The organism is Bacteroides sp. AF34-31BH (genome assembly GCF_003602795.1).
GTDB classification, from domain to species: Bacteria; Bacteroidota; Bacteroidia; order Bacteroidales; family Bacteroidaceae; genus Bacteroides; species Bacteroides uniformis.
Genome location: NZ_QTLV01000002.1, coordinates 249461 through 272538 on the forward strand (window position 1 = coordinate 249461; position 23078 = coordinate 272538).

The window sequence follows — 23078 nt, forward strand, 5'->3', positions numbered from 1 at the left end:
AGTTATTGTATAAAAATTATTTTTCTTTCCCGGATTTATTCGTAGCTTTGCTTTATGAAACGACTTTCTTTTATATGGTTTGCGGGGTTGTTGTGCCTTTGTACAACAATGGTTTCGTGTGTGGGAACGGCACCCATGAAGGAAGTACGCCTTATCGACTCTCTAAACCAGGTGGCTTATGCTTTTCGTTATAAAAACCTGGATTCATCCTGCCATGCGGCATCAAGGGCCTACCGTGAAGTCAGCCTCTATAAACAAGGAAAAGCGGAAGCATCCAATAATCTGGGCTTTTGTGCTTTTATGCGCATGGATTTTGAGCAGGCCGAAAAGTTTCATATGGATGTCTATAATCTGACCAAGAATGAACTGGAACTCCTTATTGCCGACATCGGTTTGATGAAGATTTATCAGCGGACAGCGTTGAACAAGGAGTTCTACGATTATCGCAATAGTGCCTTGCACCGTATGAAAAGAATAGCGGAGGATGACAATCTGTTTGTGGACCAACACGAGCAAATGCGTTTGAATTATGCCCGTTCGGAATTTTATATTGTATCTGCTGTGTATTATTATTATTTGCAACAGCGTCCGGAAGCTGTAGCCTCTATTAATGAAGTTACTAAAAAACAAGAGTTGCTGGCAGATACCAATCAGCTGTTGTATTATCACTACATCAAAGGTTCTGCTGCCTTATGCGAGGGTGAGACACCGGATGAGCGAAGACTGAGAGAATTTGATGAGCTCTATACCGCATGGCAGTTGGCTTCGCGCAAGGGCTATCTTTACTTTGAGGGCAATGGAGTGCAGGGACTTGCCAACTTGATGGCTTCACCGGATAATTACGCATTTTTTCAAGACCGCCGCTCCCATGCCTTGACACGTTTTGGAGTACCGGTAGATTCGCTGCTTCCCATGCGTCTGGGGCAGTTGGCATTGCAAAAATTCAGCCAATACAAGGATTTGTATCAGATAGCAGGTGCATATGTATCTATCGGCAAATACCTGAATGCCCACAGTCACTATACAGAAGCTCTTGACACGCTAAAACTTGCTCTGGAATGTGTAAATGACCATCACCGCCTTTTCTATGACTGCCACGATAGTTTGGACTGGCTGAAAGCATTTGACCGTCGAGATACGATTTGTGCGGAGAAGGCATGGATGGAGCAGAAACTGAAAACCGTGCCCGAGTGGATTTCACGTATTCGTGAACAGTTGAGCGTTTCGTATGCAGGACTCGGGATGAAAGAAAAATCAGACTATAACCGCAATATTTACCTGGATATCCTTGAAGATACACGCCAGGATAAAGAGCTGGAAAGCCGCTATCAAGCATTGGAAAAGGAGGCGGGGCAGCTCAACGTCGTGTTGTCACTGGTCATTGTGGGCTTCGTGCTTGTATCCCTCTTTTTCTGGTTTTTCAACAAGCGTTCCAAAGACCGGAACAGAGTGCATCTCCGCCGTCTGCAGCTGATGCTGGATATCTGTCAGAAGATAACGGCATCCATTCCGGCAGATGCACAGACTGAGGAGGAAATCATCGACTCTATCCGGACGGCTGTCTGCCCGGAATTGGAAAAGCTGTTTGGAGTGAAGGACATCCGCATAGACAACGGGCAATTAGTGTTCCCGCGTCGGATGAGCAAGGATGAGCAGGCGATGGTACGGGTGATAACCCCCTATATCCAATGGGCAATCGACAACGGCATGACGTCCATCTCCCTTGGGGATGAGCGCCGCAGACTGGAAAAGCAACGCTACATTTACGAGCAGCACATCGCGGGGAACAAACGGCAAAATCTGATAAAGAAAGCATGTATGGCTATTGTCAACGGGATTCATCCGTACATAGACCGTATCATCAACGAAGTGCAGAAACTGACTCAAAAAGGATTCATCAAAGAGGAACGGATAAAGGAGGAGAAATACCAGTATATCGACGAGTTGGTTACTACCATCAACGAATACAATGATATTCTTGCCCTTTGGATAAAGATGAAGCAAGGAAGCCTTAGCCTGAACATAGAGACGTTCGAATTGAATGAACTTTTCGAGCTGCTCAGGAAAGGAAGCCGTACATTCGAGATGAAGAGACAGTCGTTGGAGGTGCAGCCTACGGATATCCGGGTGAAGGCAGACAAAGCCCTTACATTGTTTATGATAAATACACTGGCAGAGAATGCCCGTAAATATACCCCTCAGGGCGGTATGGTGAAAGTATATGCACGGCAGGAGGAGGATTACGTGGAAATCTCGGTAGAGGATAATGGTTGTGGATTGTCACCGGAAGATGTAGCTCGCATTGTGGGAGAAAAAGTATATGACTCGAAAGCCATCGGTATGAGTGACGCTCCCGACAAGGAGGAATTGAGGAAGAACAAAGGAAGTGGCTTTGGACTGATGAACTGTAAGGGCATCATTGAAAAATATCGCAAGACGAATGATTTGTTCAAGGTCTGTCTGTTCAATGTGGAGAGCGGGCTGGGAAAAGGCAGCCGTTTTTATTTCCGTCTGCCTGCCGGTATCCGTAAGTCTGTGTCGGTGTTGCTCGTCGTGTTGTTTTTGTGCATGTCATCCTGCCGGCATGCTGTGGAACAGACTGCTTCCGGAGAGGTGTTGCCGGATTCTTTGGCACTGCTTGCACAGAATGAATACGAAGCTTTGCTGGACGAAGCCTCCGATTATGCCAATGAAGCTTATTACTGCAATGTGGACGGAGAATACGAACTGGCTTTACAATACATAGATTCGGCAATGTATTGCCTGAACGAACATTACAAGCAATACGCCCATCCTATACATCGCTATATGACGCTGACCGGAGACGGGACGCCTGCGGAACTGGATTGGTGGAACCAGATGTTCAATTCGGATTTCCATGTAATTCTGGATATCAGGAATGAAGCGGCAGTCTCATTTCTTGCATTGAAGCAATGGGATGACTATAGTTATAATAATGCTGCCTACACCACCTTGTACAAACTGTTGGGAGAAGACCAATCCTTGGAAGAATATTGCCGGCAGCTGGAGCGTTCCACCAACAACAAGATGGTGGGCATTTTGCTGGCGGTGATTTTGCTGTTCGTATTGCTGTTGGGATATTACATACTCTACTTCCGTAAACGTCTGGTGAACCGCTGGAATCTGGAGCAAGTACTGGAAATTAATGGAAAGGTGTTCAATGCCTCCTTGTTGCCGGTTTCGGATACGGAGGAAATGTTGCAGCGTGAGGAGGATACATTGAAGGAAATCCCGCGGCAGATTGTAGGTTCCGCTTTTGATGCAGTGAACGAACTTTTGAGTATCGACCGGTTAAGCATAGCTGTATACAACGAGACTACACATAAGCTGGAATACACTTCCAATCCAGTGGAAGATACCGCCGTGGACGAGTTGCCTATCTGGAGGAAATATATGGAGAATTGCTTTGAGCAGCAAGAGTACATATCGGAAAAGGGTATACAAACATTGCCGCTTGTTGTGGATGCGGGAAATATGTGTCGTTGCATAGGTGTGCTGTGTCTGGAACGCAGGGAAGGTACGGAGCAGGAGACCGACCATTTGCTTTTGGAACTGATAGCCCGTTATGTCTCCATTGTAATCTTCAATGCAGTGGTTAAGTTGGCTACGAAATACCGGGACATCGAAGTGGCTCAAGATGAAGCCCGGCGAGCTTCCTGGGAAGACAGTTTGCTGCATGTACAGAACATGGTGCTGGATAATTGTCTCTCGACCATCAAGCATGAAACGATTTATTATCCGAACAAGATAAAGCAGCTGATAGGGAAACTGCGGTCCGGCAAACAGACAGAAGCGGAGGAGCGGGAAACGGTGGTTGCCATCAGCGAATTGATAGAGTATTACAAAGGTATCTTTACGATACTCAGTTCATGCGCTTCCCGCCAGTTGGAAGAGGTGACTTTCAGGCGTGCGACAATATCTGTGCCGGAACTTATGGCTACTGCCGGGAAATATTTCCGCAAAGTGTATAAGGGAAACAAGGCGCATATTGATTTTAAGATACAACTGTTGGAAGGACGGATTACCGGTGACTGGAACCAGTTGCGTTTCCTGCTTGAAAACCTGATAGACGAGGCTTGCTCCGTAACTCTGGATGGAGCTGTCTGTCTGTCGGCCCGGGAAGATGGGGAATTTATACGTTTTCTGTTTACAGATATGCGCAGGGAAAAGACCCGTGAAGAATTGAACCAATTGTTCTATCCCGACTTGTCCCGCATGACGGCCGGTGAGAAAGGAGAACTGTATGGTACGGAATATCTGGTGTGCAAGCAGATTATCCGCGACCATGACGAGTTTGCCGGACGCCGGGGATGCCGTATCAATGCCGAACCGGGAAAGGAAGGAGGTTTTACAATATATTTTACGCTACCGAAAAAATGAAATATGGAAGACAAAAAATTTAAAGTAATCATCGTTGAAGATGTCAAGTTGGAGCTGAAAGGGACGGAAGAGATTTTCCGCCATGAAATTCCCAATGCGGAGGTAATAGGTACTGCTATGACTGAGCAGGAGTTCTGGACATTGATTGAAGCCGGCGTGCCGGATCTTGTTCTGCTGGACTTGGGACTGGGAGGTTCGACCACAATCGGGGTGGACATCTGCCGGAATATCTTCAAGCGTTATCCGGGAGTACATGTGCTGATATTCACGGGAGAAATATTGAATGAGAAGTTATGGGTGGACGTACTTGAAGCCGGCGCTGACGGCATTATCCTGAAAACCGGAGAGTTGCTGACCAAAACCGATGTGCAGGCAGTGATGGACGGCAAGAAGCTGGTCTTTAACTATCCGATACTGGAGAAGATAGTGGAACGCTTCAAGAAATCTGTCCTGAATGATGCAAAACGTCAGGAAGCAATCATAAGCTATGATATTGATGAGTATGACGAGCGTTTCCTCCGTCATTTGGCACTGGGCTATACCAAAGAAATGATTGCCAATCTTAGGGGAATGCCTTTTGGAGTCAAGTCGCTGGAGAAACGGCAGAATGACTTGGTCGGCCGTCTTTTCCCGCCTAGTGAACGGGTGGGGGTGAATGCCACTCGTCTGGTGGTGCGCGCATTGGAACTTCGAATCTTGAATATAGACAATCTGGAAGCCGACGATGAGTAAACTCCGAATGCCACATCCCGCTACGATGTTCTTCCTGCTGACGCTGGCAGTCATCCTCCTTTCATGGATATTCGATGTCTATGGCCTGAGCGTGCTGCAACCGCAGACTGGAGAAGAAATACGGGTGCAGAGCCTGCTGAGTCCGGAGGGCATACGCTGGCTGCTGCGCCATGTCATAACCAATTTTACGGGATTCGCTCCATTAGGGCTGGTGATTGTGGCTATGTTCGGAATAGGGGTGGCACAGCATTCGGGTTTCATCGATGCATGTATTCGCAGGGGGGTACGACGTCCACGTGATCCTTGGCGCATTATTCTGCTGGTCATTGTCTTAGGACTGTTGTCCAATATAGTGGGAGATGCAGGATATATCATTCTGTTGCCGATAGCTGCAACTTTGTTCCAGTCTGTCGGTCTGCACCCCATTGGAGGTATAATTACAGCTTATGTTTCAGTCTCTTGTGGCTATAGCGCTAATGTGTTTTTGAGTACATTAGACCCCATGATTGCCTCTGTAACGCAAGAAGCGGCTGATAGGATGAATATTGCTCCGGGGCAGACTGGACCGTTGTGCAATTATTATTTTCTCTTCGTTTCCACGTTCCTGCTTGCATTCATCATTTATCATATTACCCGCAGGAGCTTGTTGCCGCACTTGGGAGTGTATGCAGGGGATATTCATTTTAATGGCTACAAACAATTGTCCCGCAAGGAACGGAGAGCTATGTTGGGAGCTGTATTTGCAGGCTTGCTGTATATTGCCATTATTCTGTGGGCTACATTCTCTTCATGGGGGATATTGCGGAGTGTCAATGGTGGGTTGATTCGTTCTCCGTTTATAGTTGGTATTCTGTTTTTGCTTTCGTTTGGAATAGGTTTGATGGGGATGGTCTATGGTTTTGCCTCCGGCCGATACCGTACGGACGGTGATGTGATAGAAGGACTTACGCAGCCGATGAAACTGCTGGGCGTTTATTTTGTGATAGCTTTCTTTGCCTCACAGATGTTTGCTTGTTTTGAATATTCCCACTTGGACAAGTGCATTGCCATTTTAGGCGCTAATCTGCTGTCCTCCGCTTCTTTGAGTAGTTTATGGATATTGATTCTCTTCATTCTTTTTACGGCGCTGGTCAATCTCTTTATGGTATCTGCCACAGCAAAATGGGCTTTTATGTCTTTCATTTTTGTTCCGGTATTGGCAAGTATGGGCATTTCGCCGGATATGACCCAATGTGCGTTCCGTATAGGTGACAGTGCAACAAATGCCATAACACCTTTTATGTTCTACATGCCACTTGTCTTGACCTATATGCAGCAATATGATAGGCAATCCACTTATGGTTCACTACTGAAGTATACTTGGAGATATTCTTTAGTCATTCTATTGGCATGGACTGCCTTATTTGTACTTTGGTACATCAGCGGTTTGCCATTAGGACTGTAATATCATAACCGATGAACAGCCCGTTTTCGATAACCCCGGTAATGGCTTTCAGTTTCTGTTCCAAATCAGGAACAATGTTGCTGAGATGAATGTCAAGAATGAAATTACCGTTTTCGGTAAATACCGGACCGTCTTTTCTTTCTGCAAGACGTAGGCTGATTTTTGAAGCTCCCAATAAGCGTATCTCGTTTTCCACATGGGAGAGAGCATGTGGAAATACTTCTACCGGTATGGGGTATTTGCTCCCCAGTTTGCTGACAAGCTTGCTCTCATCGACAATGATGTAAGTCTTACCACTGCTTTTAATTAGGAGCTTCTCCTTAAACATGGCTCCACCACGTCCTTTGATGAGGTTATTATGCGGATCCACTTCGTCTGCACCGTCGAATGTCCAATCCGGACGCTTATTCCACAGAGTAGTTTGCGGCAGGCCAAGCTGTATACATGTCATCGAAATTTCGGCAGATGCCGGAATGATTTCTATATGCAAAGATTCTTGTTTAACTCGTTGAGCTAATGCAAACAAAGTGAGATAAACGGTAGAGCCGGAGCCTGCTCCTATGACATCACCGTCTTTGGCCAGTCCGGCAATCTCCTGGGCTACCAATTCCTTACTCGCCTTATTGCTGATTTTATTTGACCATTGCAATTCCTGTATCAACTGATTTTCCCATTCCATCTCTTTAAAATTTAGTTGTTATTACTCTTTCATTCATTTTCGGGTCAATGCTACTTTTCCTACTTGAATATTCCTCCATATTTTTACTTTTTATAATTAGTAACATTGATAATTTGCAAAATGTTTTAATACATCTGTATATAAATACCGTGTATCTTGTTTGTAAAGGTAACTAATCATTACTTTTTATGTAGCAAATGAGCCTTTTATACATAGGTAACGAAAAAAGGTGATACAAAAATTTGCAATATTCGTAAAAAAGCGTACCTTTGCACCGCAATTAAGGCTGGTTCCGTAGCTCAGCTGGATAGAGCAACGCCCTTCTAAGGCGTGGGTCTTGCGTTCGAATCGCAACGGAATCACAAGGAAAAAACCGCAAATGGCTAAAAAAAGCTTTTGCGGTTTTCTTGTTTTAGAATTAGAAAATGTCCGCATTTTGTCAGCATAGGTTGTAATGGGAAACAAATTGGAGTATTTGGTTTACATTGCAGGCAAGATTTATTTGCGATACCTGGAGAAAAAATTATCAATCCAACGGACTAGATATACTATAATAACTCCGGCTATGACCATACTGATAATACGTACCAACATAATTTATAGAATTAAAGATTTGTTTTTATGGAATAATAATGTGCAAAGATAATTGATTGGTGGAGAAACAAAAACTCTGGAAAGGATATAAAGATAGGAATTAACGCATATTTTCACGGATATAATCTTCTATTGTAAAATCACTCTTATATCTAGATATTTCCGGATTCTTCTCTACAGTCGTAATGCAACGTTTTTCTTTACCAAGTACCAACCGGTTTAGGAAGCTCAGGATGTCATGACGATTATCCTTCATAGGAGAATAGGATAGGGAATGTCCTATACCTTCCGCTATATAGAAATAGTATGCTGTCTCTTTTTCTTTCAGTTGCATACAGATAAAGTTTGAGCCCCATAGCCCCATTTCCTCTACTACTGCCTTAGTAAAAGGAACCGTGCTGTCGGCATCACCATGGAACAACATAAGAGGACAAGGGGACATTATCCATTTTGGAATACCATTGGCACAGATTGCTCCAGAAAAGGAAATGACCCCTGCATAATTGAAATTGGCAGGTAATCTGTCCGCAAAAGCCGTTTGATTGCAAATCTCATACTCTGCTTGAAGGGCAGTTATCGCACCTGCACTTGAACCGCAAGCTATAATTTGTGCAGGATTTATTTGCCATTCTACACTATGCTCAATTATATAATTTGTAGCATCACCAAAATCTTCTACAGCACAAGTGATTGCTTGTTGCAGGGCAGAAGAGAATCCTTGCAAGTCCGAATACTCCGATTTATCTATATCCTTTAATTGGGTACGGTAATCTGTTGATACTGCCACATAGCCGGCTCGTGCCAAAAAATGAAAATAAGAAATGTAATCGGGATTATCTCTTCTCCCGCCTTTGAAACCTCCCCCAAATGCAAAAAGAATGACGGGCTTTGATTGTGTCCCTTGTATTTGATCAATCATTACATACTTGTCCAGTTTCAGAGTATCAGCCTTTTTGATGGCAAAAGTATATGTTTGCTTGTCAATATGCTGTGCATGCACAACAGTAGCTATACTCAATAATGAGCATGCCATCAAGATAAAAATAAAGCGTTTTCCCATATTCAGTTTATTCTATTAATGCTGCGTGGATTATCTGACCTACAAAGATAGAATAAAACTATAACTAAAAAGGGGAAAGATGACATTTAGACATAAAAAAAGGCTATCTATCCCAGACAGCCAATCTTTTTTATTAACCTTAAATCTAATACTATGAAAAACACAGTACAAAGATACGTACTTGCAGGAGATATCCAAATTTTAGCGGGTAATCAGCGGATATTATAACATGGTTTAGTAGAATATTATTTCCGTTAACTATTAACATAAATAATATTCAATTTAACAGAAGAAGGAATTAATATTCCTCATCAGTGATTGCAAACTTTAGTCATGTCCACTGTAAATCCACCATTGGCGGGTATAAATTTTCCTTTTCTTTTAAGAAATTCTATCAGGGTATCTACATCCATATTGTTGGCAGAGCAGGTGAAAAAACGCTGCTGCTCGCCGAATTTTTGGATAATGGCTTCTCTCAATGATAACTCAGTATAACTATTACCTTCCATCATGTGAAGGACTTCATGTGCATGTAATTGTTCCATAATCTTTTTTTGTGGCAAAGATAATATGATATTCTAAGTATAAGTGTAACATATGTGACAAAGCCCAACACACATATCCGGATATTTGCTTTTACGTAAAATAACACTTGTTACGACTATGCTAAAAACCTCAAAAAAAGTAAAAAGGTTTTGCTTCTATACCATTGTAAACTAACTTTGGGAATCAACTTTTAAATGAATTAAAGCATATGAAAAAATTAATCTTATCTATTGCACTATGTTGTGCAGCTACGAATTTCTTTGCGCAGAATGCTGACCCTGCCCAGTTGGTCAACGATGGTAAGGCTGCTCTTGAAGCTAAAAATTACCAGGAAGCTTACACAAAATTTAGTACTTATCTGACACAAACAAACAACCAAGATTCCGTAATTGCATATAACTGTGGCGTTTGTGCCGATAAGATAAAGAAACCTGCCGAAGCTTTGAAGTATTTTGATATTGCTGTACAGAAAAAGTATAACCTGGCAAATGCTTATATAGGTAAAGCCGGTGCTTTGAAAGATTTGAAGAAAAATGATGAGTATGTTGCCACTTTAAAGGAAGGGCTGGAAGCGAATCCCGGTAATAAGACATTGACTAAATTGTATGCTACTTATTACGTAAATCAAGGTATCATGGCGCAGAAAGCCAAAAAGATGGATGCAGCCGAAGAAGCATTTAAACAAGCCATAGCTATCCAAGCAGATAATGTAAATGCACTTAACAGTCTGGGTTCTTTGTATTATAGTAAGGGTGCCAATACCATGAAAACAGATGTAGAAAAAGCAAAAGTTGAATTCAAGGAAGCCAAAGAATATTTGGATAAACTTATTCCATTGCTCTCTGCAGACAAACCAGCTCAAAAGAAGATGATGGATAATGCAAAAACGATGTTGAACTTCATCGACAGTCAATTGAAATAAAAGACTCCTATATAAAAAAAGAGGCAAATATCAATTCAGATATCTGCCTCTTTTTTGTGTTATGAAATGACTATTTAGTTCTTCTCAGTACAACAGCTGTACGTGCCGGTATGTAAAGCTTCAGCCACTCCTTCTTGTCTTTTTTGTAAAGCGGGTCGTGAATGGTAAAATGTTTGATGGTATCATCCGTCAAACCATTACCGCCATAATCTGGATTATCTGTATTCAAAATAACTTCATAAGTTCCGGCAGGAACCAAGAAACCGTAATCAGTAAAAGACTGCTTAGGGTTGAAGTTGAATACAAAAATCAAGTCCTTGCGCATATAGGCCAATACCTGGTCACCGTCATTATGCCATATTTCTTGGACCGGAGTAGCCTGGAAGTTCTTTATGCTTTTTACAACTTCCAACATGGCAGCATCAAAGTCACCCATATAATGATATGCCAGATTCTTGTTGTCCACCAAATCCCATTGGCGGCGGGCATATTTACAAGACCAACCGTTACCTTCACGGGGGAAGTCAATCCATTCCGGATGTCCGAATTCATTGCCCATAAAGTTAAGATAACCGCCATTGATAGTAGTCGCAGTCAGTAAACGTATCATTTTATGGAGGGAAATGCCTCGATTTACGGTATAGTTCTCGTCTCCTTTCTGCATGTGCCAGTACATATCCGCATCAATCAAGCGGAAAATGATGGTTTTATCGCCCACCAAAGCTTGGTCATGGCTTTCCGCATAGGAGATGGTCTTTTCATCTTTGCGGCGGTTGGTCACTTCCCAGAACATGCTGGATGGCTTCCAGTCTTCATCTATTTTCTCCTTGATTGTCTTAATCCAATAATCGGGAATATTCATGGCCATACGGTAATCAAATCCGTAGCCGCCATCTTCATATTTTGCCGCCAGTCCGGGCATTCCCGATACTTCTTCGGCAATGGTGATGGCTTTGGCATTGACCTGATGGATAAGCCGGTTGGCAAGTGTCAGATAACAAATGGCATTGTCGTCTTGATGTCCGTTGAAGTAATCTCCATAATTACAGAATGCTTCTCCCAAACCATGACTATAATATAACATGGAGGTTACTCCGTCAAAGCGGAAGCCGTCGAAATGATATTCTTCCAGCCAGAATTTACAGTTAGACAGCAGGAAGTGAATAACTTCGTTCTTGCCGTAATCAAAGCAAAGCGAATCCCAAGCCGGATGTTCCCGACGTCCACCGGGATAGAAATATTGATTAGGATCACCGGCAAAGTTACCCAAGCCTTCGACTTCATTCTTCACAGCGTGTGAATGGACAATATCCATGATAACGGCAATCCCCATGCTATGGGCTGTATCAATCAGTTCTTTCAGTTCTTCCGGAGTACCAAAACGGGAAGAAGCGGCAAAGAAACTGGAAACATGGTATCCGAAGCTACCATAATAGGGATGTTCCTGGATAGCCATAATCTGTATGCAGTTGTAGCCTTCTTTGGCGATACGTGGAAGAATCTTTTCCTGAAATTCCTTATAGCTACCGACCTTTTCCTCCTGCTGAGACATACCGATATGGCATTCATATATCAATAAAGGATCTGTAGATGGCTTGAAAACCCGCTTTTTCATTTTATAGGGTTTCTCCGGAGCCCAAACCTGGGCACTGAATATTTTAGTCTGTTCGTCTTGTACGACACGTGTAGCCCATGCAGGAATGCGTTCACCGCAACCACCGTCCCAATGTACCATCAGCTTGTACAAGTCACCGTGTTTCACGGCATCAGCAGGAAGCTTGATTTCCCAATTACCGTTTGCTTTACGCTTCAAGCTATATTTTTTTTCTTCTTTCCAATCGTTAAAAGTTCCGACCATAAAGATTTGGGTTGCGTTAGGCGCCCATTCACGGAAAACCCAACCATCGTCAGTACGATGCAGGCCGAAATAGAGGTATCCGGATGCAAAATCAGACAAGGTTAGTTTTCCTTTGTTGGTCAATTCCGATTCTTTGTCTATGGCATGTTGATGACGTCCGTTGATGGCATCGGCAAAAGGTTCCAGCCATGGGTCATTCTTGATTAAATTCAATGTTTCCATAAAGAGGATGAGTTTTGGATATTTGATAAATTTACGCTTTAACTTTCACAATTATTTTTTTTACACCGTCAGGGGTAATACCCGGAGCATGCCCGTCCTGAGGGAAAAAGATAGCAAACATTCCGGGCTTCACTGCAATATAGTCCTCCGCCAGTCCTTCAAAAAAAGTGATGTCTTTTTCCGCATTGTAAGGAGCATCAACCGGAAGGCAGTCTTGGGCGGCGGTATAACCCATTATCTCCGTATCGGACAAGGGTATTTGAATGTCAATATAGTCTTTATGGGTTTCCAGTTTGGCATTTTCTTTTTCTTTTGGGTTTGTCTGCGCCACGTTGACCAGCAAGTCCTTTCCTTTCAGTTCGGTCTTGCCGATTTCCAAAGAGTGCAAGTCATGTGATTTTAAAAAATCAATGGCCTGCTCAAATAGAGGATGCAGCAAAGTATATTTTTCTATGTTTTCAAGTCTGTCTATAACCATAATTCAAATGTTTTAAGTTAGTTATATAGGTAAATTATTCAAAGTCGTCTATGGTGTAATTCACAAAATCAGAAAAACGCTTCATCTGCTTGAAGATGTCGTCTGTACGATCCAAAAAGTCTGGAGCAAGAAAGAAGCTGTCCGGCTGGCAGCAGGCAACCGTATACTCTTTACACTGAAGGTATTTCAGATAGGGATAGTCCTTTGGAAATCCTTTTGGAGCTGTTTTTAGAAAATTCTCTCCGATGACGGGAAAGTATTGCTTGAAAGCAGGATCTTCCACTATACTGCGAAATTCATCTATATTGTCGTATACCGCTTGTCGCAGAGCTCTTAACAAGGGCGGGGGAGGACAATAACTTCCACCGGCCAACAAGCAGTTTCCCGGTTCCAGATGCACGTAATAGCCACAATGGTCGGATTTCTTTCCTTTCGCATTGATATATCCTCCCAGATGTGTCTTGTAGGGAGTTTTATCTTCGGAAAAGCGTGTATCACGATAAATACGGTATGTACAGTCCTTTGCTTCTATACCACGGATGCTTTCATCAAATAAAGAGATACGGGAGATAATTACTGTAAGCAAGTTTTCAAACTCGCTGCGGGCGACTTCATACTGTTCCCGGTGAGAATTGAACCATTCACGATTGTTGTTTGCAGACAGTTCTTTCAAAAATTGAAATATAACAGGGATATTCATATCATATTCTTTCCTTATTATCTGCCAAATTTACGGATAATATTTCTAACATGCTACAAAGAAGGGTAAAAAAAAGCATCGGCTCTGGTAAACCGATGCTCCTTACACATTTATCAATCAAACAGACGCTTCTGTTTTTGATGTACTTACTTATCACAAGCGGGTACGTCTCTTTTAATTAATCTTATATCTAATACTATGAAAAACACATTTATATAACACAACAAATTGGAATTTTGTTCATGCAGATGAGGATAACTTTAGCATAAAAAAATGGGTGGGTCATTTTATTCTGCATCCGGTTTGCACTATCTTTGCAAGAAAAAATGTAGAATATGGCCGAATATAAATTTGATGAAGATAGCGTTAAAGCGCTGATAAATTGGGCAAAGAGCACATCTTTCCCTCAAAGTGTAACATTGTCTGATGCTGAGAACATAGTGGATGTGAAACGCTTTGTGCAAGCTAACCTGAGTGATATAGATGCACATTATCCTGATGATTTTTATAATCCTGCCATCACGCGGCTATATCGGCTGAAGGAATATATGGAAGAGAACAAATAAAGACTTGGCACTGATTATGCGGAAAACCACGAAGCGATTAAGAAATCCGCGTTGTTCTGCATAATCAGTGTCAAATCTAATAAATCACCAGAGTTGTGACTCCGTTATAGCTTTATCTTAAGTATCTTTCCTCCATATCCTTCGACGGCCACATTAGTAGCCTTATAGGGAAGCAGACTTATGTTTTCTTCTTTTCCGCTGAGCAGCTCCGTAGCTTTGTACTGGTCCATCTGCGGTATTTGCAGGAAGTCAAAAGCATGAGAAGGAATATTTATGGCAAGGTCTGCCGAGATATGGTCGAAGTTCACGACGAACAGCAGCAGGTCTCTCTCAAATTTGCGCAGGAATGTATATTGCTTATGTTCATTAAAGCGCCATCCGTTGACATTGGCATACATCAAATCGAAGAAAGCCCCCTGAGAGATGGCCTTTTCTTCATTGCAAAGAGTCAGTAGCCGTTTATAAATGCTGTATAGGTGTTTCTGGTCCTCCGTCAGCATCTTGCCGTCGAACTTGCCGCCATTGCGCCAACGGCGGATGGTATCTACACTCCAATAGTCAAAGATGGTTGTACGTCCGTCTCGGCCGCTGAAACCTTCACTATCCATGCCCAGCTCACCAAACTCCTGACCGAAATAAATCATCATCGGATTGGTGTTCATGCAGGCTGACACAATGAGTGCCGGAATCGCCTTGCGTGGGTTACTGGCAAAAAAGTCGGAAGCGATACGTTGCTCGTCATGGTTTTCCAGAAAGTTCAGCATGCGTTTTTCTATACCTCCCAGACTTTGCCAAGAGCGGGTGATGGCAGTTGCCGATTCATACCCGCAAGTAACAGCCCGCAAGGTATCATAAAGTCCTACTTTGTCGTATAAATAATCAAACTTGCCACGGAACAAGTAATTCTTGTATTCTCCCGGGTTATAGACTTCGGCTATAAACAGCAGGGAGGGATATTGCTCCCTTACCTGCGGGATTGCCCATTCCCAGAACTCTACGGGAACCATTTCGGCCATATCGCAACGGAAACCGTCTATATTCTTTCCCGCCCAGAACAGCATGATATCCAGCATCTTGGTCCATGTGTCGGGAATGGGGTCGAAATGGCAAGTCCCGCCGTTCTGATAATCCACTCCATAATTCAACTTTATAGTTTCGTACCAATCGGTGATGTTTGGATAAGCGTCAAAACGGTTGTTTCCGGTAGCTTTTGCCGGAAACTCCCTATAAGGTTCGGCGGCTGCACCTTTCATGTCAAATTGGCCATGCAGTTCCGATTTCGGGATATAATAGAAGTTATTATATGGGCTGAACGCATAATTGGTATCATCGTTTGAACCCAGTTGTGAAGTGCCATCCGGCTGGGCATCCGAGTGATATTGACGGGCTACGTGGTTGGGAACAAAATCTATGATAACCTTCAGACCGCTACGGTGAGTGCGCTGCACCAGATTCTCAAACTCTCTCATACGCTCCGGTACGTCCTTGGCGAGATCCGGATCGACATCATAGTAGTCCTTGATGGCATAGGGAGATCCGGCTTTACCTTTCACAATGGCCGGATGGTCGGGTTGGATATTGTGACGGCGGTAGTCAGTTTGCGTAGCATGCTCGATGATGCCCGTGTACCAGATATGTGTAGCGCCAAGCTTCTTGATTTCTCCCAACGCCTTGGCTGTAAAGTCAGCCATCTTGCCGCATCCATTTTCGGTGATGCTGCCATTATTGATGCAGTGGTTATTGTTGTTTCCGAATAGTCGGGTGAACACTTGATAAATAATCAATTTGTTTTCGTCGTTCATTTCTTTGTTTTCTATGTTATAGAATGGTTGTTTTATTCTTTCCAAATGCTGCCTTTGTCTATGAGCAGACGTTCCAATATATCATTGGTCGTATTATATCCCTGCATGAATATCTCCTCCGCCTTTTCCAGCTCTGTATTGCTGTATCCCTCCAAGTTATAAGGTTCTATCAGCAAATCAGCCTTCTCGCGTTCAGGAAAAGAGTTGGAGCGGAACATAAAGTTATAGGAACGTAAGGCAATGCTCACAATGTTCATTTTATACTTGGTCGCCATCAGAGGGCTGACATTCACGGCAATCACTTTTTCGCATATGCGGCGGAGGGTAGAGACCGGCAGGTTCATCAGCAGACCTCCGTCCACGTAATGGGTGCCGTCTATATTGACCGGGGCAAACAATACCGGCATGCAACACGAAGCTGCTACGCGTTCGGCGATGTCACCCTTATGGAAATGTACCAAACGTCCATGGTCCAGATCAGTAGCTGTAATAATCAGAGGAATTTGCAGTTCTTCCAGTTTTTTGGATTTCAAATTGCTTTTCAGGAAATCGATGAATTCTCCCAATTCAAACAATCCGACTTTGGGAATCACCAGTTTGGTCAGGTCCTGAAACTTGTGCCCGGCAAAGTAGTCAAGAACTTTATGCGGTTCATTGCCGTCGGCGTAGAATACCCCGGCCAAGGCTCCGGCGCTGACTCCGGAAAGTATATTGGGCTTTATGTCATGTTCCAATAAGGATTGCATGGCACCCAAATGGGCAAAGCCTTTGATGAAACCGCCGCTTAAGGCAAAACCTATTGGATATTTTTTAGTGAACCAGTTGTTCGTTACTACTTCCATGTTGAAAATATGATATATTGTTCGGCACGAAATTAATGATTTTATTGTAGGGAGAAAGGAAAATAGCGGAAAAAAGTTCAAAGTATTAAGAGAAAAGTCTTCTCTATTAAGGAGAAAGTTTTTCTTAGTTAGGGAAAAAGTTTTTATCAGTTAAGAAAAAACTTTGTTTATGGTTTACGGATGTCTATCCCAAGCCTTGGGATAGACATCCGCAAACTGGGGATATGTATCCGCAGTGTGCGAACAAAGTTTTAGGATTAAGGGATACTGTTTGAGAATATACGTTTATTTCTTTGCGATTGCTTTCAGCAGTGCATATCCTCCAAACCACTGAATCAGCATGCCCGGAATGCCCATACGGAAATCTTGCACTGCCAAAAAGAAATTACCGCACAGTGCCCATTCAAAGGCCGTACCGATAATTTGATAGGAGAGGACTACACCCAGCAATGCCAATAAAGAGATATTCTTGGCATAGCGTGCAGCAAGAGCGGCGGTTCCGGCCAGCAGACCGGACTTTATAAGTATGGCCGGCAACACGGCTGCTGCAGGCATGGCAAAAAGCAGATGATTGATGACCGGAGACAAGAGAGCCGTCAGCAGACCTACCTTGAAACCATATTTATAAGCAGCTATCAGTGTAAAGAAATAGATGGGAAGCAACGTCGGACCGCCTGCTGGGACCAGATGGCAGAGTTGCGGCAAGGCGATGTTTCCTGCCACGAACAGCAGGACGAATAGATAGGTCTTTACGTTGCCGAAAGGCAAAGAATAAAGTTTTGCAGATGTTTCCATTTGTATAATATTATATCTATTTTTAGTATGACTGTTTAAAACTGAAAAGGTTTAATCAAATCTTCACCAATTCATATTCCATGGTTCCCAATCCTATTTTCTCGGCATGGCGCAATCCGGCAAGCCAGTCCGTGTCGGGGTGCATCAAGTGGAACTTGTCGCATCCACACAAGTCGTCGTGCTCGTGTGCCGTGGCAAGGCAATTGTTACCGTGCAGTATCGGGGCTTGGATGACCATATCTGCACATGCCTTGTCCAGTGCAACCGGGTCTGCCGAAGCCAGAATGCCGAGGTCGGGCACGATGGCGGCATCGTTGTGGTTCCAGCAGTCGCATTCGGGAGATACGTTCATGATGAAGCTGATGTGGAAATGGGGCTTGCCCATAACGACAGCGAGGGCATATTCCGCAATCTTGTAGTTCAGGCGCTCGGAGGTATCTTCGGCTCCCATCACGGCACCGTCGTGCTGGCAGAGGGCTACGCACTGTCCGCAACCTACGCATTTGGTGTAGTCTATTTCTGCCTTGCGGCTGGTATTGAGGTGCACAGCGTCGTGTGCGCAGTGCTTCACGCAGATGTTGCAGCCTATGCAGCTTTCTACGTCAATCTTGGGTTGCGAGGCGCAGTGCAGTTCCAGCTTTCCGCCTACACTGGCACATCCCATGCCCAGATTCTTCAAAGCACCGCCGAAGCCGGCTTGTTCGTGTCCCTTGAAGTGGTTCATACTGATTACAATATCGGCGTCGGCTATCGCTGTACCGATTTTGGGTGCCGGACAATATTCTCCGTTCAGAGGGATTTCGCGGTAGTCCGTTCCCTTCAGTCCGTCGCCGATAATGACCTGGCACTGGGCCGAAATGGGGTTGAACCCATTCTCCATCGCGCTTTGCAAGTGGTCTACGGCATTGGCGCGACGACCGGAATACAGTGTGTTGCAGTCCGTCAGGAAAGGTTTGGCTCCCAGGCTGCGGAGCAGGGTTGCCATTCGAGCTGCATAATTGGGACGCAAGTATGCCAGATTGCCGGGTTCGCCGAAATGGATTTTGATGGCAGCAAAGCTATCCTTCAAAGGGAGTTGCTCGATGCCTGCCCGTTTCAGCAAGCGTTCCATTTTATCCAAAAGATTGGATGTAGGGGAGGTACGCAAATCAGAGTAGTATACTTTTGCTTTTTCCATGTGTTTTTACCTATTTATAGTGATAGTATCTGCAAAAATAACGGATTATTTCCATATTAATAGGTATATGGCTAAAAAAAGTAGGGAAATCCCTTTTGACAAATAGGGGGATAATAAGAGGTCTATCCATGTTTCTGCCTACCTTTGTGGCAACTAAAAACTCGATAAGATGAAAACAATCAGACTAATTATTGCGGGACTGGTAATGACGATGGGATTCAGCAGTTGTTCCAGTTTGTTTTATGATGCTAAGGTAGATGTGTTGAACAGTATCCAGAAGGGGATGAGCAGGCAGGAGGTCACCAAGATATTGGGAACTCCAGAGTATCGCCGCTTCGACCGGGATATAGAAGAATGGGAATATTCCAGAGTGCTGTCCGGTAAAAGTAATATCAGCCGAACTCAGATTGTCGTGACTTTTGAAGGTGGGAGAGTCGTTGCAATGGACTCATTCTCCGGAGAGCCACGTACGTTGCCGGTTGTTCCCAGTGAAGTAGTGATAGATTCTCCAGCTCCGGTTTATGTCAGGGGGATGCACCCCGAAGACTTCCGGCATTTTTATGAAAAAGTGAAGTCCCGCCCTTTCAAGGATGATCAAATCGAAATGATGAGAACCGTTGCCCGAAACAACAGTCTGAACTGTGTACAATGTGCCAGTTTGATGGCACTATATACTTTTGATGACGACAAGATGAAAGTCCTCAGAATATTCGCTCCCAATATCGTAGACCCGGAAAACTACGAAGCGATTTTAGACGTCATTGATTCACTGTTCAAGAAAGACGACGCCAAGAAAATTCTGGGTATACGCTATTAAGGAGCAGGCATGTCGAAACGCATTGTCCGTTGGTGCCAAACACATGATGTATCGGAGGCTGACAGATAATGCGTTTAAGGTAAACAGATAATGCGTTTCGACGAGCTCTTATTCCGATAAAGGAAAGTGCCATAACGGACCGTTCCCGTGCCCTATATCCATGTTTTTCCCCCGGTTTATCGCAGTACCGATATACTCTTTAGCCTTGCAGACCGCTTCATCGAGTTTGTTGCCACCGGCAAGAAATGTAGCTATGGCAGAGGAAAGGGTACACCCTGTGCCGTGCAGGTTACGGCTCTCTATTTTGGGGTTGGAATAGAGGATGCATCCGGATGGCAGGACGTCAGCCCCGGCAGAAGGTTGCCGGCAATAAAGCACGTCGCACATGTCATTACCCTCCAGATGTCCGCCTTTGACGAGAATAGCGGTGTTGTATCTGCAGGATAATTCCTGTGCCGCTTGTCGCATCTCCACAGTACCGGTAATGGTTTGCCCCCAAAGCAGGCTTGCTTCATTCAGGTTGGGAGTAATGAGGGTGCATAGCGGAAACAGTTCCGTCTTAATGACTTGTATGGTTTCTTCGGTCATCAGTCGCCGTCCGCTGGTCGATATCATGACGGGGTCATAGACTATACACTCCGGAGTATAAGTCTGAAGACAATCGACAATGGTGGTCACAATACTGGCATCATGTACCATACCTATCTTGACGGCATCCGGCCTTAAATCATCCATAACAGAGGTGATTTGTGCCTTAACCATATCCACAGGTATCGGATAAACCGATTGTACTCCCAGTGTGTTTTGTGCAGTAACAGCCGTGATGACGGAAGCGGCATAACCTCCCAAAGCGGAAATGGTCTTTATGTCTGCTTGTATGCCTGCACCGCCCGAACAGTCGGAACCGGCAATGGAAAGGATAATAGGGGGAAGCATGAAATAATTAAAAATTAGAAATTAAAAATTAAAGGGGTGAGAGGAAAGCTGTTTCAGGTGGAGGAAGTGGGGGATGAAAGCTTCCTTCGCTTGCTGCCAGACATCTCCCAGCAGTACGGCACCTCCGAAACCTAAAGCGGCTATTTCCGGAAGATGTTCCAAACTGATGCCACCCAATGCCATCACCTTTGAGTCGATAATACCAGCTTGCTGCGCCTTCTGCAAGGTATCGCAGGAGTAAGCGGAAGAATAGCCTTCTTTGGATATACTGTCATAAATGGGGCTGAGGAACACATAGTTACAATCTGATTTATGTTTCAACACTTCTTCAAGAGAGTGACAAGAGCGACTGACATGTCCCTTATATCCGGACGGTATCTGCGGATTGCGCCCGTTCAGATGAATTCCTTTCAGACCGAAAACGGATGCCAGCTGGAATTGCTCATGCGTGACAATGCGTGGCATATATTCCATCGGTAGCTGTTGAAGAAAATTCCCCATCTCCTCTGCCGAAGCTCCCGGCTTGCGCAGGTGGAGTATTTCCAAACCGTTTTGGAATAAGGAGGTAACTGCCTCTGCTTCTCCTTCAAAGAATTGCGGCGTGGTAATGACTATCAGTTTCATATCTTTATGGATGTTTGTCTATAATGAGAGAATATACGACTGCATGGTTCTTAAATCAATCGTCCATAGCTTTCCTGCCAAGGGTTCACCGTAGCCGCAAATCAGTTTCAACACTTCATTGGCTTCTACGCTACCCACAATGGCAGGGGTTACGCCGATAACCGATTTGTCCGGAGATGGCATGAGCAGTGTCCCTTCTTCATCCGGATAGAGGTCACGATAGTTTTTTGCACTCTCACCGTAGCAGAAGACGGACACTTGGCCTTCAAAGCCTTGAATGGCACCATAAACGTAGGGCTTGCCCCAAGCGTTGCATACGTCATTCAGCAAGTAGCGGGTAGCGAAGTTGTCGCACCCGTCTACCACTATATCGTAGTTCCTTATCAGTTCTCCGGCATTCTTCTTGTCCAGACGGAAGGGGTATACTTCCACGTTTACATCGCTGTTCAAACCCTGCACTCTACGGGCGCCACATAGAGGTTTAGGCTGCCCAAGGTCAGCTTCAGCATACAGAACCTGACGTTGAAGATTACTGATGCTGACCTGGTCATCGTCCACCAATCCCAGCGTTCCGACTCCTGCTCCCGCCAGATAGAGGGCAATGGGAGAACCCAATCCTCCCACACCGACTATCAACACCTTGGCATTACGCAGTTTCTCTTGTCCGGCTTCGCCTATTTCAGGGAGGGACGTTTGTCTGGCATATCGGTTCATTTGTTCATTATTATTAAGGTTCTGTATTCGGCCACTCATCTCTTGAAAGCCTTCAAATCAAAACTCGCATCCCAATCTTTCCACACTGGTTCGCGCCCCAGGCGTTTCAATGCTTTGTCCACTTCCACAGCCTTGCGCTCGTCGCTGACATGAAACTGTTCCAGTGTTTGCGGATAGCTGTAATATCCTCCCGGTTCGGTCTTGCTTTCGGCGCTCATGGTTGTCACACCGAGTGTTGCCATGTGGTCGCGTATATCGGCAGGCTCGCGGGTGGAGTAGGAGATGTCCACATCATGGTCGAAGATGCGCATGGCGAAAGTGACTTGTGCCAGTTCGCGGTCGCTCATGATGACATTGGGCTGGAAACCGCCGTTCTCCGAAGGACGCATACGGGGGAAGTTGACGCTGTATTTCGTCTGCCAATAATGTTTTTGGAGATAGCGCAGGTGATAAGCCATCATGGTGATGTCTGTCCGCCATTCTTTCTCCAGACCGATGAGTACTCCCATGCCGATGGAGTGGACGCCCGCCTGCCCCATACGGTCGAAACCGTTGACACGCCATTCAAATTTGGACTTCATGCCGCGGGGATGGTAGATGTTGTAATTCGCTTTGTGATAGGTTTCCTGAAAGCAAATCACACCGTTCATGCCGTGCCCTTTCAGCATTGCATACTCTTCCGTTTTTAAGGGCATCACTTCTATTTTCAGATTGCTGAAGTAGGGTTTTGCCAGGTCCAGTGCGCGGGCTATGTAGGGCACGCCTGCTTTGGCCGGATTTTCTCCCGTTACCAACAGCAAATTCTCGAAAGGTGCCAGCTTCTTGATGGCCTTGTATTCGTTCACGATTTCTTCTTCCGTCAGTATGGTACGCGGCATGGGGTTGCTGATATGGAAACCGCAATACACGCAAGAGTTGGTGCAGGAATTCGTGATGTAAAGAGGCACGAACATGGAGATGGTTTTCCCGAATCGTGCCTCGGTGTATTTCTTGCTCAATCGTGCCATCGTCTCCAGATAGGGGGCAGCGGCGGGTGAGATGAGGGCCATGAAGTCCTCTACATTACAATGTTCTTTGGAGAGGGCACGGCGTACATCCGCATCTGTCTTGGCATGGATGCGTGCCGTGGTTTCCTCCCAGGATATATGTTCTAATTCGTCTGAAAACAT

20 protein-coding genes and 1 tRNA gene are annotated in these 23078 nt (G+C 44.6%); 7 read left to right on the forward strand and 14 right to left on the reverse strand.

The features are described 5' to 3' along the window. Positions 1 to 54 precede the first annotated feature (54 nt). Genes DWZ67_RS04645 through DWZ67_RS04655 form a run of 3 tightly spaced genes read left to right on the forward strand, consistent with a single transcriptional unit; the run spans position 55 to position 6577 of the window. Positions 55 to 4401 carry a DUF5113 domain-containing protein gene (locus tag DWZ67_RS04645; protein WP_120138239.1) on the forward strand — a complete coding sequence of 1449 codons (4347 nt, stop codon included), beginning with the start codon at positions 55 to 57 and terminating at the stop codon, positions 4399 to 4401. 3 nt (positions 4402 to 4404) lie between these two features. After that, the gene (locus DWZ67_RS04650) at positions 4405 to 5133 is read left to right on the forward strand and encodes a DUF5932 domain-containing protein (RefSeq protein WP_005829066.1); all 729 of its coding nucleotides are present in this window, start codon (positions 4405 to 4407) and stop codon (positions 5131 to 5133) included. After that, positions 5126 to 6577: an AbgT family transporter gene (locus tag DWZ67_RS04655; protein WP_119958724.1), complete on the forward strand. Its 1452-nt coding sequence runs from the start codon at positions 5126 to 5128 to the stop codon at positions 6575 to 6577. Before DWZ67_RS04650 ends, DWZ67_RS04655 begins: the two co-directional genes overlap by 8 nt. Here DWZ67_RS04655 and rpiA read toward each other — a convergent pair. Next, positions 6552 to 7256, reverse strand: coding sequence for a ribose 5-phosphate isomerase A (rpiA, locus tag DWZ67_RS04660; RefSeq protein WP_009038481.1), 705 nt, complete (start codon positions 7254 to 7256; stop codon positions 6552 to 6554). The two genes, DWZ67_RS04655 and rpiA, sit on opposite strands and share 26 nt — an antisense overlap. 288 nt (positions 7257 to 7544) lie before the next feature. Between rpiA and DWZ67_RS04665 the strand changes: the two genes are divergently transcribed. After that, positions 7545 to 7618: transfer RNA gene (locus DWZ67_RS04665), tRNA-Arg, on the forward strand. Positions 7619 to 7950: 332 nt separating this feature from the next. Here the strand turns inward: DWZ67_RS04665 and DWZ67_RS04670 are convergent. Together DWZ67_RS04670 and DWZ67_RS04675 are read right to left on the reverse strand one after the other, a co-directional pair. Continuing rightward, positions 7951 to 8910, reverse strand: a complete 960-nt coding sequence (locus DWZ67_RS04670; RefSeq protein WP_120138241.1) for an alpha/beta hydrolase family protein — start codon at positions 8908 to 8910, stop codon at positions 7951 to 7953. Positions 8911 to 9221: 311 nt separating this feature from the next. Next, entirely contained in the window at positions 9222 to 9455 is a 234-nt protein-coding gene (locus tag DWZ67_RS04675; protein ID WP_005825578.1) for a YecH family metal-binding protein, read from the reverse strand. A 209-nt stretch (positions 9456 to 9664) separates the two neighbouring features. On the opposite strand from DWZ67_RS04675, the gene DWZ67_RS04680 reads away from it, so the two are divergent. Next, positions 9665 to 10378, forward strand: a complete 714-nt coding sequence (locus DWZ67_RS04680; RefSeq protein WP_008664631.1) for a hypothetical protein — start codon at positions 9665 to 9667, stop codon at positions 10376 to 10378. 70 nt (positions 10379 to 10448) lie between these two features. Here the strand turns inward: DWZ67_RS04680 and DWZ67_RS04685 are convergent, their stop codons facing one another. Genes DWZ67_RS04685 through DWZ67_RS04695 form a run of 3 tightly spaced genes read right to left on the reverse strand, consistent with a single transcriptional unit; the run spans position 10449 to position 13636 of the window. After that, positions 10449 to 12458 (reverse strand): alpha amylase C-terminal domain-containing protein, encoded by a 2010-nt coding sequence (locus DWZ67_RS04685; protein WP_120138243.1) that lies wholly within the window; start codon positions 12456 to 12458, stop codon positions 10449 to 10451. 31 nt (positions 12459 to 12489) lie between these two features. Then, on the reverse strand, positions 12490 to 12936 hold the full coding sequence (locus DWZ67_RS04690) for a YhcH/YjgK/YiaL family protein (protein WP_120138245.1): 447 nt from the start codon (positions 12934 to 12936) through the stop codon (positions 12490 to 12492). 34 nt (positions 12937 to 12970) lie between these two features. Further along, entirely contained in the window at positions 12971 to 13636 is a 666-nt protein-coding gene (locus tag DWZ67_RS04695) for a DUF2461 domain-containing protein (protein ID WP_005825574.1), read from the reverse strand. 335 nt (positions 13637 to 13971) lie between these two features. Here DWZ67_RS04695 and DWZ67_RS04700 point away from each other — a divergent pair, with 335 nt between their 5' ends. Then, complete coding sequence (locus DWZ67_RS04700; protein ID WP_016273735.1) at positions 13972 to 14202, forward strand: DUF6965 family protein; 231 nt, start codon at positions 13972 to 13974, stop codon at positions 14200 to 14202. Between the two features lie 104 nt (positions 14203 to 14306). Here DWZ67_RS04700 and DWZ67_RS04705 read toward each other — a convergent pair whose 3' ends face one another. The 4 genes from DWZ67_RS04705 to DWZ67_RS04720 all read right to left on the reverse strand — a co-directional run bounded on the left by DWZ67_RS04705 (position 14307) and on the right by DWZ67_RS04720 (position 18818). After that, entirely contained in the window at positions 14307 to 16004 is a 1698-nt protein-coding gene (locus DWZ67_RS04705) for an alpha-amylase family protein (protein WP_120138378.1), read from the reverse strand. 32 nt (positions 16005 to 16036) lie between these two features. Next, positions 16037 to 16846, reverse strand: coding sequence for a patatin-like phospholipase family protein (locus DWZ67_RS04710; RefSeq protein WP_005825568.1), 810 nt, complete (start codon positions 16844 to 16846; stop codon positions 16037 to 16039). 285 nt (positions 16847 to 17131) lie between these two features. Further along, complete coding sequence (locus DWZ67_RS04715) at positions 17132 to 17641, reverse strand: ECF transporter S component (RefSeq protein ID WP_165852457.1); 510 nt, start codon at positions 17639 to 17641, stop codon at positions 17132 to 17134. A 55-nt stretch (positions 17642 to 17696) separates the two neighbouring features. Then, a complete protein-coding gene (locus DWZ67_RS04720) occupies positions 17697 to 18818 on the reverse strand; it encodes a DUF362 domain-containing protein (protein WP_005837094.1) in 1122 nt (373 codons plus the stop codon). A 169-nt stretch (positions 18819 to 18987) separates the two neighbouring features. Between DWZ67_RS04720 and DWZ67_RS04725 the strand changes: the two genes are divergently transcribed. Beyond that, complete coding sequence (locus DWZ67_RS04725; protein WP_120128953.1) at positions 18988 to 19635, forward strand: DUF4476 domain-containing protein; 648 nt, start codon at positions 18988 to 18990, stop codon at positions 19633 to 19635. Between the two features lie 108 nt (positions 19636 to 19743). Here the strand turns inward: DWZ67_RS04725 and thiD are convergent, their stop codons facing one another. From thiD to thiH, 4 genes are read right to left on the reverse strand one after another with little or no spacing between them, the layout of a single operon-like run. Then, positions 19744 to 20571 (reverse strand): bifunctional hydroxymethylpyrimidine kinase/phosphomethylpyrimidine kinase, encoded by an 828-nt coding sequence (thiD, locus tag DWZ67_RS04730; RefSeq protein ID WP_120138249.1) that lies wholly within the window; start codon positions 20569 to 20571, stop codon positions 19744 to 19746. A gap of 21 nt (positions 20572 to 20592) precedes the next feature. After that, positions 20593 to 21195 (reverse strand): thiamine phosphate synthase, encoded by a 603-nt coding sequence (locus DWZ67_RS04735; protein WP_057087568.1) that lies wholly within the window; start codon positions 21193 to 21195, stop codon positions 20593 to 20595. A gap of 18 nt (positions 21196 to 21213) precedes the next feature. Beyond that, positions 21214 to 21909 carry a HesA/MoeB/ThiF family protein gene (locus DWZ67_RS04740; protein WP_009038438.1) on the reverse strand — a complete coding sequence of 232 codons (696 nt, stop codon included), beginning with the start codon at positions 21907 to 21909 and terminating at the stop codon, positions 21214 to 21216. Between the two features lie 35 nt (positions 21910 to 21944). Further along, complete coding sequence (gene thiH / locus DWZ67_RS04745; protein ID WP_035448503.1) at positions 21945 to 23078, reverse strand: 2-iminoacetate synthase ThiH; 1134 nt, start codon at positions 23076 to 23078, stop codon at positions 21945 to 21947.

What these genes read in the sequence shown, in the direction of transcription:
- DWZ67_RS04645 (WP_120138239.1), top strand. Translation starts at nt 55, where the DNA reads ATGAAACGACTTTCTTTTATATGGTTTGCGGGGTTGTTGTGCCTTTGT.
- DWZ67_RS04650 (WP_005829066.1), top strand. Translation starts at nt 4,405, where the DNA reads ATGGAAGACAAAAAATTTAAAGTAATCATCGTTGAAGATGTCAAGTTG.
- DWZ67_RS04655 (WP_119958724.1), top strand. Translation starts at nt 5,126, where the DNA reads ATGAGTAAACTCCGAATGCCACATCCCGCTACGATGTTCTTCCTGCTG.
- rpiA (WP_009038481.1), bottom strand. Translation starts at nt 7,256, where the DNA reads ATGGAATGGGAAAATCAGTTGATACAGGAATTGCAATGGTCAAATAAA.
- DWZ67_RS04670 (WP_120138241.1), bottom strand. Translation starts at nt 8,910, where the DNA reads ATGGGAAAACGCTTTATTTTTATCTTGATGGCATGCTCATTATTGAGT.
- DWZ67_RS04675 (WP_005825578.1), bottom strand. Translation starts at nt 9,455, where the DNA reads ATGGAACAATTACATGCACATGAAGTCCTTCACATGATGGAAGGTAAT.
- DWZ67_RS04680 (WP_008664631.1), top strand. Translation starts at nt 9,665, where the DNA reads ATGAAAAAATTAATCTTATCTATTGCACTATGTTGTGCAGCTACGAAT.
- DWZ67_RS04685 (WP_120138243.1), bottom strand. Translation starts at nt 12,458, where the DNA reads ATGGAAACATTGAATTTAATCAAGAATGACCCATGGCTGGAACCTTTT.
- DWZ67_RS04690 (WP_120138245.1), bottom strand. Translation starts at nt 12,936, where the DNA reads ATGGTTATAGACAGACTTGAAAACATAGAAAAATATACTTTGCTGCAT.
- DWZ67_RS04695 (WP_005825574.1), bottom strand. Translation starts at nt 13,636, where the DNA reads ATGAATATCCCTGTTATATTTCAATTTTTGAAAGAACTGTCTGCAAAC.
- DWZ67_RS04700 (WP_016273735.1), top strand. Translation starts at nt 13,972, where the DNA reads ATGGCCGAATATAAATTTGATGAAGATAGCGTTAAAGCGCTGATAAAT.
- DWZ67_RS04705 (WP_120138378.1), bottom strand. Translation starts at nt 16,004, where the DNA reads ATGAACGACGAAAACAAATTGATTATTTATCAAGTGTTCACCCGACTA.
- DWZ67_RS04710 (WP_005825568.1), bottom strand. Translation starts at nt 16,846, where the DNA reads ATGGAAGTAGTAACGAACAACTGGTTCACTAAAAAATATCCAATAGGT.
- DWZ67_RS04715 (WP_165852457.1), bottom strand. Translation starts at nt 17,641, where the DNA reads ATGGAAACATCTGCAAAACTTTATTCTTTGCCTTTCGGCAACGTAAAG.
- DWZ67_RS04720 (WP_005837094.1), bottom strand. Translation starts at nt 18,818, where the DNA reads ATGGAAAAAGCAAAAGTATACTACTCTGATTTGCGTACCTCCCCTACA.
- DWZ67_RS04725 (WP_120128953.1), top strand. Translation starts at nt 18,988, where the DNA reads ATGAAAACAATCAGACTAATTATTGCGGGACTGGTAATGACGATGGGA.
- thiD (WP_120138249.1), bottom strand. Translation starts at nt 20,571, where the DNA reads ATGCTTCCCCCTATTATCCTTTCCATTGCCGGTTCCGACTGTTCGGGC.
- DWZ67_RS04735 (WP_057087568.1), bottom strand. Translation starts at nt 21,195, where the DNA reads ATGAAACTGATAGTCATTACCACGCCGCAATTCTTTGAAGGAGAAGCA.
- DWZ67_RS04740 (WP_009038438.1), bottom strand. Translation starts at nt 21,909, where the DNA reads ATGAACCGATATGCCAGACAAACGTCCCTCCCTGAAATAGGCGAAGCC.
- thiH (WP_035448503.1), bottom strand. Translation starts at nt 23,078, where the DNA reads ATGTTTTCAGACGAATTAGAACATATATCCTGGGAGGAAACCACGGCA.